The 20,112-nt window shown below is 47.0% G+C and carries 17 protein-coding genes; 7 read left to right on the forward strand and 10 right to left on the reverse strand.

Features of this window, described 5'->3' with window-relative positions; genetic code table 11:
• Nucleotides 1-216: 216 nt before the first annotated feature.
• The 4 genes from L0G63_RS10080 (at nt 217) to L0G63_RS10095 (ending at nt 4,392) form a co-directional block, all read left to right on the forward strand.
• Nucleotides 217-1,089 carry a TIGR03915 family putative DNA repair protein gene (locus L0G63_RS10080; RefSeq protein ID WP_301450529.1) on the forward strand — a complete coding sequence of 291 codons (873 nt, stop codon included), beginning with the start codon at nt 217-219 and terminating at the stop codon, nt 1,087-1,089.
• Between the two features lie 151 nt (nt 1,090-1,240).
• Complete coding sequence (locus tag L0G63_RS10085) at nt 1,241-2,599, forward strand: glycosyltransferase (protein WP_301450530.1); 1,359 nt, start codon at nt 1,241-1,243, stop codon at nt 2,597-2,599.
• Nucleotides 2,600-2,666: 67 nt separating this feature from the next.
• Nucleotides 2,667-2,915 (forward strand): agmatine deiminase family protein, encoded by a 249-nt coding sequence (locus tag L0G63_RS10090; protein WP_301450531.1) that lies wholly within the window; start codon nt 2,667-2,669, stop codon nt 2,913-2,915.
• Nucleotides 2,916-3,018: 103 nt separating this feature from the next.
• The gene (locus L0G63_RS10095; protein WP_301450532.1) at nt 3,019-4,392 is read left to right on the forward strand and encodes an NAD-dependent succinate-semialdehyde dehydrogenase; all 1,374 of its coding nucleotides are present in this window, start codon (nt 3,019-3,021) and stop codon (nt 4,390-4,392) included.
• Between the two features lie 74 nt (nt 4,393-4,466).
• On the opposite strand, the gene L0G63_RS10100 is transcribed toward L0G63_RS10095, so the two are convergent.
• The 3 genes from L0G63_RS10100 to L0G63_RS10110 form a co-directional block, all read right to left on the reverse strand.
• Complete coding sequence (locus L0G63_RS10100; protein WP_301450533.1) at nt 4,467-5,909, reverse strand: APC family permease; 1,443 nt, start codon at nt 5,907-5,909, stop codon at nt 4,467-4,469.
• A 292-nt stretch (nt 5,910-6,201) separates the two neighbouring features.
• Nucleotides 6,202-7,461 carry a 4-aminobutyrate--2-oxoglutarate transaminase gene (gene gabT, locus L0G63_RS10105; protein ID WP_301450534.1) on the reverse strand — a complete coding sequence of 420 codons (1,260 nt, stop codon included), beginning with the start codon at nt 7,459-7,461 and terminating at the stop codon, nt 6,202-6,204.
• Nucleotides 7,462-7,637: 176 nt separating this feature from the next.
• Nucleotides 7,638-9,101 carry an NAD-dependent succinate-semialdehyde dehydrogenase gene (locus L0G63_RS10110; protein ID WP_301450535.1) on the reverse strand — a complete coding sequence of 488 codons (1,464 nt, stop codon included), beginning with the start codon at nt 9,099-9,101 and terminating at the stop codon, nt 7,638-7,640.
• A 219-nt stretch (nt 9,102-9,320) separates the two neighbouring features.
• On the opposite strand from L0G63_RS10110, the gene L0G63_RS10115 reads away from it, so the two are divergent.
• Complete coding sequence (locus L0G63_RS10115; protein WP_301450536.1) at nt 9,321-10,085, forward strand: IclR family transcriptional regulator; 765 nt, start codon at nt 9,321-9,323, stop codon at nt 10,083-10,085.
• A gap of 8 nt (nt 10,086-10,093) precedes the next feature.
• Here L0G63_RS10115 and L0G63_RS10120 read toward each other — a convergent pair whose 3' ends face one another.
• The 3 genes from L0G63_RS10120 to L0G63_RS10130 all read right to left on the reverse strand — a co-directional run bounded on the left by L0G63_RS10120 (nt 10,094) and on the right by L0G63_RS10130 (nt 13,014).
• The gene (locus L0G63_RS10120) at nt 10,094-10,309 is read right to left on the reverse strand and encodes a hypothetical protein (RefSeq protein WP_301450537.1); all 216 of its coding nucleotides are present in this window, start codon (nt 10,307-10,309) and stop codon (nt 10,094-10,096) included.
• A gap of 102 nt (nt 10,310-10,411) precedes the next feature.
• Entirely contained in the window at nt 10,412-11,620 is a 1,209-nt protein-coding gene (locus L0G63_RS10125) for a CaiB/BaiF CoA-transferase family protein (RefSeq protein WP_301450538.1), read from the reverse strand.
• A gap of 209 nt (nt 11,621-11,829) precedes the next feature.
• Nucleotides 11,830-13,014 carry an acyl-CoA dehydrogenase gene (locus L0G63_RS10130; RefSeq protein WP_301450539.1) on the reverse strand — a complete coding sequence of 395 codons (1,185 nt, stop codon included), beginning with the start codon at nt 13,012-13,014 and terminating at the stop codon, nt 11,830-11,832.
• 175 nt (nt 13,015-13,189) lie between these two features.
• Between L0G63_RS10130 and L0G63_RS10135 the strand changes: the two genes are divergently transcribed.
• The gene (locus tag L0G63_RS10135) at nt 13,190-14,020 is read left to right on the forward strand and encodes an IclR family transcriptional regulator (protein WP_301450540.1); all 831 of its coding nucleotides are present in this window, start codon (nt 13,190-13,192) and stop codon (nt 14,018-14,020) included.
• Between the two features lie 44 nt (nt 14,021-14,064).
• Here the strand turns inward: L0G63_RS10135 and dld are convergent, their stop codons facing one another.
• Both dld and L0G63_RS10145 read right to left on the reverse strand, forming a co-directional pair.
• Nucleotides 14,065-15,807: a D-lactate dehydrogenase gene (dld, locus tag L0G63_RS10140; protein ID WP_301450545.1), complete on the reverse strand. Its 1,743-nt coding sequence runs from the start codon at nt 15,805-15,807 to the stop codon at nt 14,065-14,067.
• A 26-nt stretch (nt 15,808-15,833) separates the two neighbouring features.
• Nucleotides 15,834-17,537 carry an L-lactate permease gene (locus L0G63_RS10145; protein ID WP_301450541.1) on the reverse strand — a complete coding sequence of 568 codons (1,704 nt, stop codon included), beginning with the start codon at nt 17,535-17,537 and terminating at the stop codon, nt 15,834-15,836.
• Nucleotides 17,538-17,773: 236 nt separating this feature from the next.
• Between L0G63_RS10145 and L0G63_RS10150 the strand changes: the two genes are divergently transcribed.
• Entirely contained in the window at nt 17,774-18,679 is a 906-nt protein-coding gene (locus L0G63_RS10150) for a LysR family transcriptional regulator (protein ID WP_301450542.1), read from the forward strand.
• A gap of 96 nt (nt 18,680-18,775) precedes the next feature.
• Here the strand turns inward: L0G63_RS10150 and L0G63_RS10155 are convergent, their stop codons facing one another.
• Nucleotides 18,776-19,471, reverse strand: a complete 696-nt coding sequence (locus L0G63_RS10155) for a haloacid dehalogenase type II (protein ID WP_301450543.1) — start codon at nt 19,469-19,471, stop codon at nt 18,776-18,778.
• A gap of 54 nt (nt 19,472-19,525) precedes the next feature.
• The gene (locus L0G63_RS10160) at nt 19,526-20,017 is read right to left on the reverse strand and encodes a hypothetical protein (RefSeq protein WP_301450544.1); all 492 of its coding nucleotides are present in this window, start codon (nt 20,015-20,017) and stop codon (nt 19,526-19,528) included.
• Nucleotides 20,018-20,112 lie beyond the last annotated feature (95 nt).

The following is a 20,112-nucleotide window of genomic DNA, read 5'->3' on the forward strand; positions in this document are numbered from 1 at the left end:
GCCTAAAAAATAGTCGCTGTCAGTGCCATGGTCGAATGTTCAACACGCCCTAAAATCGATAAAATAAAAAGGTAGCGCTACTGGTGATATTTTTTGCACCCTCTGTCACGCGATGCGAACAGCACGCAAGAAAAATATCCACCAGTAGTATTTAACAATACTTACATAGATTTTATGACGAGCCAAAATACATTTCACATCGTTTCAGGATAAACCATGTCAGCACTTGTGCAAAACGACAATTATACTATCGGTCAATTAACACCCAGCATCGTGCTGTATGAGCCAAGCTTTGAGGGGTGGCTCAGTGCGGTGTTTTATGTCTATGCCAATCGATTGCAAGATGACGCCTCACTCAAACTCACCGCTCAAGACTGTTATATACCCTCCTTGATTGCGCAAGCGACTGGTGTTGCAACCAATGAAGACCATGCAGAGCGGGTACTGGTAAAGCTCAATAGCTTGCTTGGTCGCTCAGGTATGCGCAATATTTTGTGGGGGTTTTTGTCAGAAAAGGACGATATCGGCACCACTTTGTTTCGTGTGGTTAAGTATGCCATTGACTACCCTAGCCGAAATATTATGCAAGATCTTGGTCACTTGGATGTGTTAGAGCTCGTACAGACGGTCAAATCCGTCGGCCGTGAAAAGCATCGCATGGAGGCCTTTGTACGTTTTGAGCACACGACCGATGATATTTATTTTGCACGGATCGCGCCTGATTTTAATGTCTTGCCACTAATCGGAGAGCATTTTCGCCAGCGTTATCAAGACCAACACTGGGCAATCTATGATCTGACACGTGGTTATGGCGTTTATTATAATAAAAGTAACAGCTCACCGACTCGTCCCGCGCCGCTACAAACCATCACCGACCTTGATGATGCGGTACTACGCAATCCTGCCAGCATTCATAGCCCTGATGAGCAGCGTTATCAAAAGTTTTGGCAAGGCTACTTTACCAACGTCAATATCAAGGAGCGCAAAAATCCCAAGCTACACAGGCAATATCTACCGCAGCGATATTGGAAATACTTAAGCGAAAAACAAGTGTTGCCCAATGCTGAGCATATACAAAAGCGCCGCTAAAGATTTTAGGCATTTTTGCCAACGCAATCATGATTATAATGTGGCAAAAAGCCACATATCTGACGCCATCTTTTTATCTTGATGGTTGAGTTTTATGCGCTTTTAACTGACAATAGCAGCTTGATCCTCCTAACCTGTGACCTATGTTATTATGAAAGTGATGCGCCTACTGTCGTCTTTGAAGCATGATGAATCCGAGCGCGGTATTTTTCATCTTGGACGCGCACTGGTCAAAAACGGGCATACCTCGATCATTGTTTCTAGCGCTGATGAGAGCAATGACTTGGTCAGACGGCTCAAGCGTGATGGCAATCACTATCATCAAGTCCACATGAACAAAAAATCGTGGCTGTCATTGCTGCAAGTCTCAGCACTGCGGCATTTGATCGAAAAATATGAGCCTGATGTCATTCACATACATTCGCGTACGCCTGCATGGATACTACATCTAGCCATGCGCCGAGCGCGGGTCAAGCGTTTCCCAAAGCTGGTCTCGACCATGTATGGGTTTTATCCTATCAATAAATACTCTCAAGCCCTACTCAATGTCGATACAATTATAACCGTCTCTGATAGCGTCACCCAATATCTAACAAGAAGACTGCGCCGCGAGGAAGCCGATCCCAAAGTCATCACGCGCATCTATCGCGGCATTGATACTCGGCGCTACCCATATCGTCATAATCCTTCTGTTTATTGGTTACGTCACACGTTTGCTGAGTATCCTGAGCTTGAGCATAAGAAGTGGCTCGTGTTCCCAACGGTGATTGGCAACGAGTATGGTCAGGAATGGCTGATTGATATCTTGGGCAACTTACAAGAGCAATTCCCCAATATTCACGTCATTATCATGGACGATGATTATAAAGATGGTGACGTCGCTCATGAAGATTTTCGTCAACGTACCCATAGTTTAGGACTGGCTGAGCGTATTACTTATGTCGGTAGTAAACGCAACGACATGCGCGAATGGCTATCGGCGGCCAATATCGTTATGGCGCTTGCCAATGAACCAGAATCCATTGGCATCAATGCCCTGCAAGCGATACATCTGGGCACCCCTGTCATTGGTTGGGATAAAGCCGCCTTTAGCGAAATCTTACAACCGCTCTATCCGCAAGGTTTGGTAAAAGAACACAATGCCAACTCGTTATGTAAAGCGGTGCGCAATCAATTAGAAAGTGTGACGCGACCTGAGATGACCAACAAATTCACCATGCGTGAGATGATCGAAAAGACAGTCGCGGTATACCAAGGATTGTACGATACTGCGCTGGCAGAAGAACAAGCTGAAGCTGACGCACTCGCTGTACGGCGCATCCAAAAAAGCCTCAAAAAAGCGGCCAAACCTGCTTTTGGCGCGGCCATCAAAAACGTAGAACCCCTTCCTAAACGTCCAAAGGTCAAACTGAGTAAAGAAAAAGCAAGCAAAGCGGAATCGCCAGAAATAGAAGATGAAATAAAAGTAGATATCAAATCAGAAGCACCTGACGCTGATCAAAAGTCATAAGCTGACTGCCTACCTCTATCTGTGCAGGAGCCAATCTCAGTCATGATAAGATATATTAAGCAAAAAAATGCCATTTCCAGCAATGGAAGTGGCATTTTCAATCTGTATTAAGATGAGTATTCAGTTTAAAGTTACAGAACACGAGCCTAATAAGTCATTGGTGTATGTGCACTTTGAAAAAATCTTTACTCAGCATCAAGTAATCGGCGTACGCATCCGCGAGATTGTCTATGGCGGCGGCAATATCCACTGTATCACTCAGCAACAACCTGTGACCAAATCGTCACTCTACAGTGTGCCGCTTGGTATAGGATGAACCATAATAAAGCATACTTAGCAGTAAGCAAAAGTATACTTATAAGAAGACGAATATAAATGGATATCAAATCCAATAACACATCAAAAACAAGGACAGCGCTATGAGCGATTATCAAATCAATAACCCAGCCACTGGTGAACTAGAAGCAACCTACCCTACCGCTACTGATCAAGATATCCAGCAAGTCATCGAGCAAGCAGACAGTGCTTATCAAGACTGGCGTCAGGTTTCACTAAGCGAGCGCGGGGCGTTTTTGCACAAAATTGCTGACATTTATCTTGAACGTCAAGAAGAGCTGGCTCGTATCGTGGCGAGTGAAATGGGTAAGCCTGTTGCACAAGCAAAAGGGGAAATCGGTCTGGTCGCTGAGATCTATCGATACTACGCAGACACTGCCGAGCAGCTACTTGCGCCTAATAAGATTGATGTCAGCAAAGGTTCAGCATCGGTAGAGAAGCTCCCCGTTGGTGTCCTACTCGGTATCATGCCGTGGAACTATCCACATTATCAAGTGGCACGTTTTGTTGCACCAAACTTTATGGCAGGCAACACCATTATCTTAAAACACGCGCCTCAGTGTCCTAAGACTGCCGAAGTGATCGCTGATATGTTCAAAGAGGTCGGCGTCCCTGATGGCGTTTACAACAATATTTTTGCCACCAATGATCAAGCAGCCACCATCATCCATGACAAGCGCGTACATGGCATCTCACTCACTGGCTCTGAGCGTGCTGGACAAGCAGTCGCCAAAGAAGCAGGCGGCGCGCTGAAAAAAGTCGTGTTAGAACTGGGCGGCTCAGATGCCTTTATCGTTGCCGCTGATGCGGATATCAAAAAAGCCGTAAAAGGCGCGATCTCTGGGCGTTTTGGTAATGCCGGCCAAGCCTGTAACGCCGCCAAACGCTTAATCGTTATCGACTCTGTCTATGACAAATTCGTTGAAAGCTTCACCGAGGCTGTCAACAACATGACATTGGCTGACCCACTTGATAACAAAACCTTTATCGGCCCTATGTCGTCTAAAGCAGCGGCAGTCAATCTACAAGGGCAGTTAGACAGTGCGATTGAAGCAGGTGTGACTGTCTTAGTCGAAGGCGGCCTAGTCAAGGACAAGCCTGGTGCATGGTTCAAGCCTGCGGTACTGACCGATGTCACAGAATCGATGGATATCTATCGTGAGGAGCTGTTTGGCCCTGTTGCCGTCATCCACAAAGCACGTGATATCGAGCACGCCATTAAGATTGCCAATGATGTGCCGTTTGGTTTGGGCGCCTCTATCCAGACCCAAGATGCCACCCTAGCTGCAGATATCGCTGACAAGCTAGAAGTGGGCATGGTGACTATCAACGCACCTTCTGGTACCGAAGCCAATACCCCATTTGGCGGCGTCAAGCGCTCAGGGTTTGGTCGTGAGCTTGGTACACTTGGCATCACTGAATTCTTAAACTATAAACTGATCCGTGATAAATCTTAAAATATAAGCACTTGCTTGCACTAAAAAAGCCTAACGTTTGACGTTAGGCTTTTTTTAAATGGTAGCTAACAGCTCTATTTTTTATATGGATTGTCTTTTAACCATTGCTGATTAATGATTTTGAGCTCATGCAGCTCATGATCCATAATCTCTTTACTCTTACCAGGGTTTTTCATTGACGCATAGCCATACATTGCGCCGCCAAGAACCGTCCAACCAAGGAAAATCCACCACTCGATAGGAACCAATGCCGACGGCATACCTGGCAGATAAAGCGCCAACATACCAAGGCTGAGTACGATTGTGATGACACCAACCAATTTACCTGCTGGTACTCTAAATGGACGTATCATATTAGGCTCACGATAGCGCAGCACAAGGAACGACAATGCCACACAGGTATAAGCAATAACGATACCGAATCCACCAGCGTCTACAATCCACACGAGCATTTTGCGACCAAATAATGGCGCTAGTGTCGCAAGACCACCGATCAATAAGATCGCATTGACTGGGGTGTTGTACTTAGGATGTAGCTTGCACAAAAACTGTGGCAACATGTGCGTTTTACCCATAGCGTACAATAAGCGACTGCCACCAATAAGAAACGCGTTCCAGCTTGATAAAATACCCAATACGCCGCCGATCACGAGCAGCGTACCCGCCCATTTACCATTCCAAGCGTTGGTCATCGCATCAGCGGTCGCCAATGTTGAATCTTGTGCTTGCAATAGCGGCAGGGTTTTGCCCACACTCCAAGCGACAGCCGCGTACCAAAGCACGGCAATGATAATAGAGACAATCAAAAATTTGCCGATATTTGGACGTGTCAGATTGATCTCTTCTGCGGCCTGCGGAATCACATCGAAGCCGACAAATAAGAACGGTACCATTACCATCACCGTCATGATGCCGCCCATACCACCGATAAAGCTTGGTGCTTGTACTGAGTTTGAGGTCTCAGGATTGAACAATAATGCCCCAACGAACAGTAAGAGTCCGACGCAGAAAATACCGACGACGGCCAATTTTTGGAACCAAGCACTGACTTCCATACCGCGTATGTTGAGCCAGGTGACAATGATGGAGCCAAGCATCCCAACCGCGACCCACGTGGCATAGACATCCCAGCCTGCGATATTCCAAAGATAGCCTTGACTATAATTGGGAACGACATATTCGACAACGGTTGGCAGTGCCACCGCCTCAAACGCCACGACGGAGAAGTACCCAAACAGAATACTCCATGAGCAGATAAAGGAGACATTGACTCCCAATGCACGGTGTGTATACGTGTGCTCGCCCCCTGTGATAGGCATGGATGCTGCCAATTCAGCATAGGTCACACCAATCAAAACCACCACAAGACCACCGACTAAAAATGCACTGATTGCGCCCCATATACCTGCCGAGATAATCCAACCACCCGCTAGTACGACCCAACCCCAACCAACCATCGCACCAAAAGCCAGTGCAACGATATCAAAAACACCTAACGTTTTCTTTAATTCAGACATAACCTACTCCTTGTCTGTGTGTCATCCGTGTGAACCATTGATGGTTACACTATTTCTATTTAATGGAGTAATACCCATTATATTTACTGTATTTCGCTGCGCCTAAGACGCACTTGCTATTGTCTTATGTCAAAAAAAACGGCGCCTTGACTTGCAAGGCGCCGCTCGAAACAGACATCGAAAACGAATGTCATCATGGCAGCCTTGCCGTTATCTTCACTATAACTTGTTAATCGAACATAAGGTTGATTAACAACGATCCATCGCTGCGGCGTATGGCACTCGATTGCTCTTAAGCTGCTAAGATATCTTTGATGATATCAAGACCTTCTTGTAGCACCTCGTCTTCAACCGTTAATGGCACCATTACACGAATAGCATTGCCATACATGCCACAAGACGCTAGTAGCAAGCCTTGCTCAAATGCTTTTGCTTTTAGGTTGGCAGCAGCAGCGGCATCAGGTTTGCCTTCGCTATCGATTAGCTCAAACGCTAGCATCGCCCCTTTATAACGGATATGACCGATGCTGCTTAGGTTCAAGCCTTTTAAGAACGACGCGATGGTATCGCCAATCTCGACACTACGCTCCAGTAAGTTTTCCTCTTCGATCACTTCCATAACGGCAAGCGCAGCCACACAAGCCAGTGGGTTACCAGAGTAAGTACCGCCCAAACCACCTACTTGCGGCGCATCCATGATATCAGCACGGCCGATGACCGCAGAGATAGGATAGCCACCCGCCAAGCTCTTCGCAGCGGTCATCAAATCAGGCTCAACGCCTAACTGCTCAGTGGCGAACAATGTCCCTGTACGAGCAAAACCACACTGCACTTCGTCAAAAATAAGCACGATGCCATGCTCATCACAGATCTCGCGTAGTGCTTTGGCAAATGATGGCGTTACCTGATGGAAACCGCCCTCGCCTTGGACTGGCTCAACAATCATCGCCGCCACTTCACTCGGATCGATATCTGCTTGGAAGATCATATCAAGGCTGTGTAGCGCTTGTTCTTCGGTCACATTCAGCTCTTCTGCAGGGAACAATGCATGAAACACAGGTCCTGGCATTGGGCCGAAGTTCTTTTTGTATGGCAACACTTTACCTGTTAGGCTCATACACATCATGGTGCGACCATGCCAGCCACCAACAAAAGAAACCACGCCTGGACGACCCGTTTTAGCACGTGCAATCTTGATGCAGTTTTCGACCGCTTCTGCACCAGTGGTCAAAAAAAACGCCTTAGTATCGCCGCTGATAGGGGCCTTTTCACACAGATTTTCTGCCAAATCGACGTAGCACTCATAGTTGATCATTTGCGCCGCAGTGTGCGTAAATTTGTCGAGCTGCTCATGCACACGCTGGGTAATTTTTGGATGGCTGTGACCGGTGTTCAATACTGAGATACCACCGACAAAGTCGATATAACGCTTGCCTTCGATGTCCCAAATCTCTGAGTTCTTTGCTTTTTCTGCAAAGATAGGAAAGGCAACCCCAAGTCCTGTTGGTAAAACAGCTTTGCGGCGCTCAAGTAATGATTGATTGGTAGTCATGGGAATGTCCTTTTCTGTGTTCGTAACATAAATGCCATCTAGTGATTGGCGGTTCATTTGAGACTTAGTGATATCAAACGGTGCTTGTCTGAGATAAAACACCGTTCGATATCTAAAATGTTTCGTTAAGTTTTTTGTTAAACGAATGTTCTGCTAAATGCTAGCCGAGTTACTTATTAGCTGATGTCAGAACACCAGTATTTGGTCGTAATATAGTCTTCAATACCATATTTTGAACCTTCGCGGCCAAAACCAGACTGCTTCACGCCGCCAAATGGGGCAACTTCTGTAGAGATGAGGCCGGTATTATGACCGATGATGCCGTACTCAAGCTCTTCGGTGACACGCCATGAGCGAGCATAGTCGCCACTATAGAAGTAAGCAGCCAAGCCATAAATGGTATCGTTGGCAGCACGAATCACTTCTGCTTCGTCTTTAAAGGTAAATATAGTCGCAATTGGTCCAAAGATTTCTTCAGAAGCGATATCCATATCACTGCTGATATCGGTAATAACGGTTGGGTTATAAGTCAGCTCTGAGGCATCATTGACACTACCGCCCGTGACCAGTTTGGCACCCTTATCTAAGGCGTCTTTTAGCAGGGCTTGTACTTTATCTAACGCTTTTTTGTTGATAAGCGGGCCAATATCCACGCCTTCTTCTAAGCCGTTACCCACTTTTAGTTCAGCGACTTTTTTGACAAAGACGTCTAAGAATTCATCTTTGATGCTGTCTTGCACGTACACACGGTTGGCGCACACACAGGTCTGACCCGCATTGCGGTATTTAGAAGCGATGAGACCTGCAGCGGCTTTCTCAAGATCGGCATCATCAAAAACGATAAATGGCGCGTTGCCACCCAGCTCGAGTGATAGCTTTTTAATAGTCGGCGCGCATTGTGCCATTAGCGTACGACCGACTTCTGTCGAGCCCGTGAACGACAGCTTATGAATACGAGCATCACCCGTTAGGATTTCACCAATGGTTGATGATTTGCCCGTCACAATCTGGAGTACGCCTGCAGGAATGCCCGCTTGCTCTGCCAAAGCGCCCAACGCCAATGCTGAGAATGGCGTTTCGGTCGCAGGTTTGACGATAATTGTACAGCCTGCTGCCATCGCTGGTGCAACTTTACGCGTGATCATCGCTGCTGGAAAATTCCAAGGGGTAATCGCAGCGCAAACACCGACAGGCTGCTTGAGCACGACATGACGTAATTGCGCACTATTGGCAGGAATCACATCGCCATAAACGCGCTTGCCTTCTTCGGCAAACCAGCGAATAAAGCTATTGGCATAACCCACTTCGCCGCGTGATTCAGTGAGCGGCTTGCCTTGCTCAGCGGTCATGATGATAGCCAAATCTTCTTTATTGGCATCAATCAGATCTGCCCACTTTTGCAGCAGCTCTGCACGCTCTTTGGCAGTTTTTGCCGCCCAAGCAACTTGCGCCTCATGAGCATAGGCAACGGCGTCATTGACATCATCGGTCGTGAGGCTAGGCACGGTACCGATAAGCTCGTCGTTGAATGGGTTATCGACTTCAAGTACCGCCTCGTCACTGGCAGCATGCCAGCCGTCTTTGATAAAACAAGATTGTTTGAGTAGGTCTGGATTGGATAACTGTAGCGTATTTGACATGTTGACGCTCCTTGTCATATAGGTATGTTTATAAGAGTGGATATAATAGTAATCATGAGATAATGATTGATAATTATTTTTTTGTTCAATATACTGAACACGTATTCTATATACGAGACATCATTATAAGAACGATATGTCGCGATTTGCAACCCTTAATCTCATCATTTTGACAATTATCTTGTACTCCCTTATTTTATTTCACTTTATAGGTTATTTATGAGCTCGACTGCCGTACCTGCCCTAGACAAAACCTTTCAGATTTTGGACTTAATTACCGATAGCGCCCAGCCGCTGACAGCCGCTCATATTGCCAAAGAGCTTGGATTGCCGCGCAGCTCTACGCACAATATTTTGCAGAGCTTACTGTCCAAGCATGTCATTTACAAAGACCCTGAGAGCCGTTTTTACTTGGGTTCTTACTTGATGTATTGGGCAGGCAAGTATGAGCAGCAGCAAGGCGTTGTACGATTGTTTAAAGATTTGATCGTGCAGTATCCAGTGCTACTGCAACACACGGTGACGTTGTCAAAATTGGATTTGGGAGAAGTGGTCTTTTTGGCATGTCATGAGTCGCCTGCTCCACTTGGTTTTACCTTCCGAGCGGGGGTGCGCGTGCCTGCGGTTTTTTCGGCGACAGGCAAAGCCATGCTCTCAACCTTGTCAATGGATAGCATAAAGTCACTGTATAAAGAGAAGTTCCCGACACCCATGACCCAACATGGCGTCAAAAACTTTGCGGATTTATCCACCGAGCTTGCGGCGATTCAGGAAAGTCGAGTGTCGCTCGATAATGGGCAGTTGCGTGATGGGATGTACTGCTTGGGTACTTATATTCGTAATGCATCAGGCACGGCAGTTGCTGGTATGGCAGTGAGTTTTCTGCAAGGAGAGTATGAGTCTAAACGGGCTGAGGTGAGTGCGGTATTGATTAAGTTGGCTGAACAAATTGAGCGGCATTTGGGCTTTATGGCTGACTCATAATTGATTGCTTATGTGACGTATTTGCAGGATTCATTATCATGAACGGCCAATATGGGCGCCATGCCAATATCGGTGGCAGCGGTAACCTCTAAACCCAATGCTGCTGGTTCTTTTAACAATTCCGCCATACGCTCTGGTATCTCCAGCGGCTCAAACATTTTGCCGTAAATAAAATACGGCAGTGGTCTATGCAGGCTTAGGTTTTCATGGCTGTATATTTTCATGCTTAACATTCCTTGTTTTACACTACTTGGTTTAGATTGTTTTGTTTAAAAATTCCATTTTTTAGTATTTATCACTGTAGAGATACTGTGGTAAGCATTGAACTAAACAATGCCGTCCGCCTTTAGCTTGGCGATCATTGCGCTGTCGTAGCCTAAATCTGCAAGCGTACTGTCAGTATGCTCACTCAACTGCGGTGGCGGCGTTCGATAGCTGACAGGGGATGCAGAGAGTTTTATCGGATTACCAAGGGCGCGAACGGGGCTGCCTTGCTGAGCGAAACTCACGATCATTTCTCGCGCTTGTGCTTGCTGCATTGCCAAGGCTTCCGCGACATTATGAATCGCACCGCAAGGTACGCCCACCTGATCTAAAGCCGCCAGCCAATAATCACGCGAATGTTTGGCAAACGCTTTAGTCAACTCAGCACACAGCAGCTCACGATTGGCAACGCGATTGGGATTGGTCGCAAAACGCCTATCAAGATGCCAATCAACTGACAATACCTCACACAGTTTGGCAAATTGATGATCATTACCGCAGGCCAAAATAAAGTGCGCCTCCCCTTTAGCCGCAAACACTTGATAAGGCACAATATTAGGATGCTGATTGCCCAATCTTGGTGGAATCTTATCTGAAGCCAAATGATTCATGCCGACATTGGCTAGCATAGACAGCGCACTGTCTAAGAGTGCGACATCGACATGTTGACCAACGCCAGTATGTTGACGCGCCAATAGCGCCGCTTGGATACCAATGGTCAGTTGCAAACCTGCAAATAAATCAATCACTGCGACGCCAACTTTGTGTGGTTCGCCATCACTTGGTCCTGTGATACTCATCAACCCTGACAACCCTTGAATAATATAATCATAACCGGGACGCTTGGCATCTGGTCCTGTCTGCCCAAACCCTGTCAAAGACGCATAAATCAGGCGCGGATTGTCTTGTTTTAGGCTGTCGTAATCTAGGCCATATTTTTTGAGACCGCCGACTTTGAAATTCTCTACCAAAATATCACTGTCAGCGATGAGCTGTTTGATTATGGTCTGCCCTGCTGGCGTGGTGATGTCTACCGTGAATGATTTTTTATTGCGATTGATGGTAGCGTAATAAGCGGAGGTGTCATCGCTGAAGGTTGGCGGTGCCCAGTGGCGCGTCTCATCACCGATATGTGGACGCTCAACTTTGATGACGTCTGCACCCAGATCAGCGAGCACTTGCGTACAAGAGGGACCTGCCAGCACTCTCGACAAATCAAGCACTTTGATACCCTGCAATGCGCCCTTTTGCGTACTATCCATGTCCGTCATAATCATCCCTTATTGTCTTTGATGGCCTGTTTGAGCATAAAATTGCTATTCATCAGGTATTTTTCGTCTTTTGTGGTGACGTGTATTGAATAGATGAGGAATAACAACTGAAAAACGTACGCCACTGTTAATGCTCTTCTTTACAAAAAGCCAAGCAGCAACGTACGTAATGAAGTACCACTTTGTTAAATATTCTTAGCTAAAAATATTTAAAAGAACGCCTGAATGCCTGTCTGTGCACGGCCTAAGATAAGCGCATGAATATCATGCGTGCCCTCGTAAGTATTGACGGCTTCCAAGTTCATCACGTGACGGATGATGTGGAACTCATCAGAGATACCATTACCACCATGCATATCGCGGGCGATACGAGCGATATCGAGCGCTTTACCGCAGTTGTTACGCTTAATCATGGAGATCATCTCAGGGGCGACATTGTGCTCATCCATCAAACGGCCGACACGTAGTGCAGCTTGTAGACCAAGCGCGATTTCGGTTTGCATATTGGCAAGCTTTAACTGCACCAGTTGGGTGGCGGCAAGCGGACGACCAAACTGCTTGCGATCTAGCGTGTACTGACGGGCGGCTTTCCAGCAGAACTCTGCTGCACCCATACTGCCCCACGCGATACCATAGCGCGCTTTATTTAAGCAGCCAAACGGCCCTTTTAAACCACGGATATCTGGAAAAGCATTGGCTTCAGGCACAAATACCTTGTCCATGACGATCTCACCAGTGACCGAGGCGCGTAGTGAGAACTTGCCTTCGATTTTCGGCGCAGATAGGCCTTTCATGCCTTTTTCTAAGACAAAACCACGAATCTCGCCTGCATCATCTTTTGCCCAGACCACAAACACATCCGCGATAGGACTGTTGGTAATCCACATTTTATTACCCGTCAGCTCATAACCACCATCAACGGCGCGCGCACGCGTTGACATTGAGGCAGGATCAGATCCTGAATCAGGCTCAGTCAGACCGAAGCAGCCGACGTACTCACCTGTGGCAAGTTTTGGCAGATACTTTTCTCTTTGCTCTTCTGTTCCATATGCCCAGATCGGATGCATCACTAGGCTTGACTGCACACTCATCGCTGAGCGGTAGCCTGAGTCGACCGCTTCCACTTCCTTGGCAATCAGACCATAAGCCACACTCGATAGACCTGCGCAGCCGTAACCTTCGATGGTCACGCCAAGCAGACCCATCTCACCCATTTGACGCATGATATTACGATCAAAATGCTCATTGCGATTGGCATTGATAATACCGGGCATCAATTCCTTTTGAAAAAATTGACGGGCACTGTCAGTGACCATACGCTCTTCTTCAGTGAGCTGATCACGTAATAAAAAAGGATCTTCCCAATCAAAGCGTGGGCTGGTAGATGTTGCCATGTGGATCTCCTTGATATCAGTCATCCTGACTGATGAGTGGTGATAAATACATAATTTGAGTAACCAGTCATTGACTTAGTTATTCCGCTGTGCGAAACTTAGTTTCATAATTTAAAACTATTTAAGCAAACTTTCGCGGCGCTGTAAACCACTATTCAAAAAAGATGAGTATAAAATGACAACACCCCTATCAAACACAACCCCGCTACTCGATCGAATGCAGTCACTGATAAGCCAAAGCAAAGAATTGAATGATCGGCAATTTGTAACCGCACTAGGCCGCGGACTGGTTATACTGGCTGCCTTTGAACACCATGAGCGCCTTACCCATCAGCAGTTGTGTCAGATGACCAAACTGCCAAAAGCGACCATTACTCGCCTGATCCATACATTAATTACGCTCGGGTTTTTGCGTACCAATGAGTACGGACAATATCAACTGGGCAGTAATGCGGTGCGCTTGAGTGCCACGGCATGGAGTCGCCATGACATGGTAGCGTACGCTGAGCCATTACTGAGACAGTTTGCTAGCGAAAATGAGGTATCAGTGAATCTAGCAACCGAGGTGGAAGGAGAGATGCGCTATCATGCTTGCTGCCGTAGCCCCGCTCGCCTATCGGTCAACCTGCAAGTCGGCTCAGCGGTACCCGTGGCACGCACGGCGATTGGGCGAGCGTTTTATGCAGCAAGCTCACGGGCAAGGCAGGCGGTCATTATTAACAATTTAAAAGAAAGTTTGTCTAATGAAGCGTTTACTCATGCAAAAAGCGCCCTAACCTGCGCGGCAGAGCACTATGAGCAATACGGCTATACCGTCTCTGATGGGGAGTTTTCTACTGATATATTGGCAGTCGCGGTGGGCGTCTATGATGTCGCCACGGGGCAATACGCCTATTCGCTCAATGCCAGTGTACCAAGCGCTAATTGGGAAGCGGACGACTATGCGGCAATCATAGTGCCAAAATTGCAGGCGTTGGCGGAGCGGATTGGCGGTGGTGATGCGTAAAAGTAAGCGACTGTCACTTCAAGCCTCATCACCATTATAAATGGCTATAAACAGCACGCGCAGTTGCGTTTGGTTTTTGGCATTTGACCGATACCAGGGTTAAAAGTATTGGTAGGATCTAGGCGCTCATAAAATTGCTGCAAATCAGGTTCGGCTTCATATAAGTGGCCGACATTATGCTCAGCAGGGTATTTGGCACCGCGCTTGTTTAATAGCTCAAGCATCATCTTTTTGACCTGCTTGGCATCACTGCCCTTTTTTAAAATATAATCTTGATGAAACACATAACAAAAAAAGTGACCGTAATACAGCTTTTTTTCTAAGTGCTGAGTGATGCTCTCAGGCAAATTTTCCAGCCAATCAAGCGTATTACGCGGGATAGCAATATCGAGCGCCAGTATCTCTCCGGCGGTCTCTTCATGCATGACTTCATAACGTATGGCGGCCCCTGCGGCAGCAAAGCGATGCAAAAAGGCGCTGTCTGACTCAGCTTGCGTGCAGGTAAAATAACTGCCCGTTTCTGAGTCTGCAAAAAACGACTCTAAAAAAGACTGTGCCTCATAGATGCCCTCATCACTCATTTTGATAATCAGGTGATGCTCATACTGGTTGCGGTACTCAAGCATGCGCTTGGGCAAATGCTGCGGCAGTACTTGGGCGATCATTTGCATGACTTTATCGGTCAAATGATTGGGCACCCATGACCACTTACTCAGTTTGGCATCAATACTGCCTTTGATAGAAAACAGCTTAGGCAAAGCATTGGTACCCAGATGTTTGATGCTCAAAAAGGTGTCTTTGCCGTACTTGGCAGACACATCAAATATATCGCGGTGCATATATTCGCCCACTTCAGGGACATTTTTAAAGCTCGATAGTATTTGTCGTCTCAGTAGTGCCAGCTCATACACACTATTGCTACCGACATAAAAGGTTTGCTCTTTGGTTGCGGTGGGATACGTATCCAGACGAACGGCAAAAACAGCCAACTTGCCTGCACAGCCACTGGCTTCATACAGCCTGCGCTTATCCGCATTAAAGCGGCTCGGCGTGTCGGCATTGACATCCTGTATTCGGGCGACATACTCTTTGTCTGAGGCCAGTTTGTTGCTTTGGGATAACTGTGACTTGTCAAAATAGCCGTTTTGTAAATTGGTGAGGATTTCTTCAGGCGTATCACCCAAATCGACCTCTAAATGATTCACCAGTACCAGCTGACCGTGCTCGTTGATTTGCGCAAACAGCGACAGCTCCGTGTAAGCAGGGCCTCGTTTGACCAGCGCGCCGCCTGAATTATTGGAGACACCGCCGACGATTGACGCCCCCAAAGTCGATGAGCCAATCACCGAGTGCGGCGCTCGATTGACCGCTTTTAGCTCGTTCTGCAATTGATGCAAAGTCGTACCCGGTAGGCTGATAATTTGCTCATTATCATTGATCAAATACAGCTTATTTATCGCCAGTGTATTGATCACCACCACGGGTCTGTCGTAGTCATCACCGCTGGGCGTTGAGCCTTCTGTCAGACCTGTTTTGGCCGCCTGCATGATGATGATACAGTTGCCCTCAATACACACTTCCAGACATTGCCAAATTTCAAACAGCGTTTGCGGAAACAACACTGCCAGCGCGCTACCGCCGCCTGAGCGCCAGCCTATGCGGTAGTGCTCATTTTTTGCTGGATCTGCCTGTATATTGGCAGCACCCAGTATTTTGGTCAATTTAACCAACACCTGATCTGATGGTAGCTGGCTTGTATAGGAGGCGGTCGATCGATAACGGTTCATTACTTGCTCTTTTTTTTGCTGTGCATTCATAAGGTTAGCGGTCCTTGAAAGCCAAAGAGATAAATGGCTGCCATAACGATGATGCCACTGAACAACACATAATAGATGGTTGGTAAGATGGTGCGTCTCAGCGTCGCGCCCTCCATCCCAAGCAGCCCAACGGTTGCTGATGCGGCCACCACATTGTGAATGGCAATCATGTTACCCGCCGCGGCGCCAACCGCTTGTGCTGCGATGATGAGTGAGGGCGAGATGTGCAAGCTCATGGCCGCTTCATACTGGAACTGACTGAACATCATGTTTGATACGGTATTCGAGCCTGCGATAAACGCACCTAGGGCACCGATGGTTGAGCTGATCAGCGGAAAGGCGCTGCCAAACGTGCCTGCAAACAACTCAGCACTGGCAACTGGCATACTCGCGACATCGGATAGATTGACCCCAGAGTTGATAAAAATCCGAACCATAGGGATGGTAAAAATAAGCACAAACCCAGCGCTTAAGACGGTTTTGCTTGATTCGCTCAAAGCATCACCCAGCGCACGCGTTGGATTTTTAGTTTGCACAAAAGCTGCGATTAAGGCGCTGATTAACAACAGGCCGCCGGGCAAGTATAAAGGACTAAAACCTGCACTGATATCGGCCTCGCCCAAAATCGTATTAAAATCTAGCGTGGCGCTGCTGAGCAAGTCCTTAAAGTCAGCAAACATTCTCGAACACACCAGTAGCAGCGCCACTAGCAAGTAAGGAAACCATGCCATCAGCGTAGACATGGTCTTGCCTGCTGGGGTGGCTACATCTTCTTTGCTGACCACCAGTTTACCCATCCAATCGCTTGGCCAGCTGCTTTTGGCTTCAAAGTCCCACGTGGTCTTTGGTACCAAAAATCCTTTTTTAGCCGCCTGAATGACAATCGCCACACTGACCAGTCCACCAATCAACGATGGAAATTCAGGACCCAAGAAAATACCCGTTAAAGTGTAAGGTACAGTGAAGGCCAACCCTGCAAAGATGGCAAAGGGCCAAATGGCTAAGCCTTCTTTCCAGCTTTTATTTTTACCAAAAAAGCGGGTGAGCATCATCACCATCAGCAGCGGCATAAACGTCCCAATCACACCGTGAATGATCGCCACTTGGGTGGTAATCAGTTGTAAAAATTCTTCCCATTGCATGCCTTCTTGCGCCAGCAGCGCACTGATGGCCACGGTATCTAGACCCTTATTCACCCCAATAACAATCGGCGTACCGACCGCCCCGAACGATACGGGCGTGCTTTGGATCATCATCCCCATAAGCACCGCACCCAATGCAGGAAACCCTATCGCGACCAGCAGCGGAGCCGCAATTGCAGCCGGTGTGCCAAAGCCCGATGCACCTTCCAAAAACGTACCAAAACACCATGCAATGATGATGGCTTGCACTCGGCGGTCAGGCGATACGTTGATAAAACCTGCGCGAATCACTGCAATAGCGCCCGTGTGTTTTAGAGTATTTAATAGGAACAGGGCACCAAATACGATCCACAATACCGATATCGTAATCACAGTCCCTTGAAGAATAGAGGACGACACGCGGTTAAACGTCATGTCCCAAATAAAAAGTGCGAGCGCGGCAGTTACCGCCAAAATGATCGGCATGGTTTTTTTGGCCGACCATTGTAGACCAATAAGAAATATGCCACTGAGTATGATTGGCAATAGGGCAAGTAGCCCATAGACAGTCTGATTCAAAATTCCCTCTCCCTGTTATCGTCTGTGCATCCTTAAACACCACTCTTAAACGCCGCCCTTAAACACAGTCCTTACATACAGCCACTTAATCGCTCAGATTAACAGCCTCATTGTGCTTAGGGTAGAGTTCACACACTCTACGCTTTACAAGTGCAAAGATAAACAGCATGATCAGACAAGGTTATTTTCCTTTTTTGCTATAATACGAAATATATTACCCTGATTAGAGAATCGGTATGATTAAAGCTGATGACATGGTTTTGTTTGTTTTGGTGGTCGATGAAGGCTCTTTTTCCAAAGTTGCTGACAAACTGGCGCTGACCAATTCTGTAGTGAGCAAACGTATCGCGCGCCTAGAAGCCAACTTAAATGCACAACTGCTCTACCGAACCACCCGAAAACTCAGCTTGACCGATGCCGGCCGAACGCTGTATCACAAAGCCAAATTGGCTCAGCTTGCCTTTCACGAAGCGGAAAATGCTGTCATCGGCTATGGCGAAAACATGAAAGGCCATATCCGCGTCACCGCCCCTGTGGTCTCTTCTGACTTACTACTCAGCACGGCTATCGCTGAATTTTGTAAAAAACATCCTGAGATAACCGTAGAGCTATACATCACCAACCGTTTGATTGATTTGGTCGAAGATGGCTTTGATTTGGCCATCCGAACGGCGGAGCTTGAAGACTCCTCCTTGATTGTCAAACGCCTGATAGACAGTCAATGGGTGATTTGCGCCACCCAAAATTATCTCAACAAATATGGTACGCCGCAAACCCCCGCCCAACTGCAAAATCATGATTGCCTCATCTATAAATTTGATAACACCAGTAGCGACTTGTGGCCGTTATATGAGGATGGTACTGAGCTGCTGCTGCCCGTAAGTGGCCGCTTCCATAGCAATCATTTAAGCGCGATCAAACATGCTGCGCTGAGTGATTTGGGCATTGCCTTTTTGCCGCAAGCCTTGGTCTATAACGCGTTACAAGAGCAGCGCCTCACGCAGATTTTGCAGCCCTTTACCCGTAAGTGCATGGGCATGTACGCGGTGTATCCCAAATCAAAACAGCCCGATCAAAAGCTCAAATTATTGGTTGCTTATTTGCAAGACGCGCTAAAAGACAAAGAAGCCTACTACTGCTAAAGCACTAGTTTTATAAGCGGCCTCACACCCAACTGTTTTATCAGATATAAAAAAGCCACCTGTTTGGGTGGCTTGTTTGGTGTTTCTTTTTGGACGTTATGAGTCGGTATTTTGCGCAATGATTTGCTGCGCTAATGTGCGTAAGTCATCCGCCATATAATCGGGCGTTGGTACGTGGTTGGCGGGCAATAACGCATTGTGCGGACGCAATAAAAACGCGCCCTGACAGCCTGCTGCCTGCGCGCCTATCGTGTCCCACAGATGGCACGCGACCAAACACAGCTCGGATGTGGACACGGACAGTGCCTCGGCGACCAGATTGTAAGTCGCGGGTGCGGGTTTAAACTGACGCACCGCCTCAATATGAAATGAGCGCTCAAAAAATTCGCTCAACCCCGCTTTTTCTAGCGGCGTCGGTGACTCGCTGGATTCTGAATTGGTCAAGGTCACCAGTCGAAAGCCTGCTTCCTTAAGCAGCGTCAGCGCGGGCACGACATTGGCATATGCAGGCATCTTGCCCATGCGCGTCTTTAGCTCGTCAATATTGGCATCAGTAATCTCAACGCCATGAATATCAGCAACCATCCGCAGCGCCCCGACCCCAATCTCACCAAACGGCGTATACAGTCCTGATAAGGTCAGGGTTTGCGAGTACAGCACCAGCTGGGCGAACCATTCGCGCAGTATATTTCCATCATTAAAAAGGCGCGTAAATAAAGGCGTAAGGGTACTGATATCGAGCAAGGTTTCATTAACATCAAAGACGAGAATCGGGCGGGTGTCGGTGGGCATGCGTTTTCCTATTATTATTGTTGTGATCTTGGGTTAGGTTAGCATGGATGATGCCTACGTGTTTGTAGCGTTTACACACACCGCATCATGCCCAACAAAGTAAGTATGATAATCTGCGACTTCTATATTATAAACATAGTCTTCGTAGGGGTTCGGGCAGGCGTCATAATAATTCTCCATTTGCTCATGGATACTTTCCTCTGCTAAACCCGCTGCATTACCATATTTTTTAATTCCACATATATTATTCTTATACTGTGATTCGCTAGAAAACTTATGCTCTCTTACTACCTTGCCATTGAACATTAAAGGTGCTTTGGCAAATTCAATATAGCTTTCTACTGAACGACTGTAAGGAAGCATATCTTGTAGCAAGCGAATATTTAAAGTTCTATATAGTTCTGAGTCAACTAAGAATGGGGCTTTTTGATTGATAAGTAACTTAGCATCAGAGGTTTTCCAGTTCAATGTTTTAATCTCATGCTCAAATGCTTCTTTTGTATCCGCCAAGCTCACATACTGATAGCCACTATCTGAAAACTTCACAAACTGAACCAGACCATCTTCCTCCCAAAAGTCTTTATCTTAGACCTCTTGCAAAAGTAGTTGTAAGACACAACGTATATTATTGAACTCTACTT

This window comes from Psychrobacter sp. (assembly GCF_030454045.1).
Taxonomy (GTDB): Bacteria; Pseudomonadota; Gammaproteobacteria; order Pseudomonadales; family Moraxellaceae; genus Psychrobacter.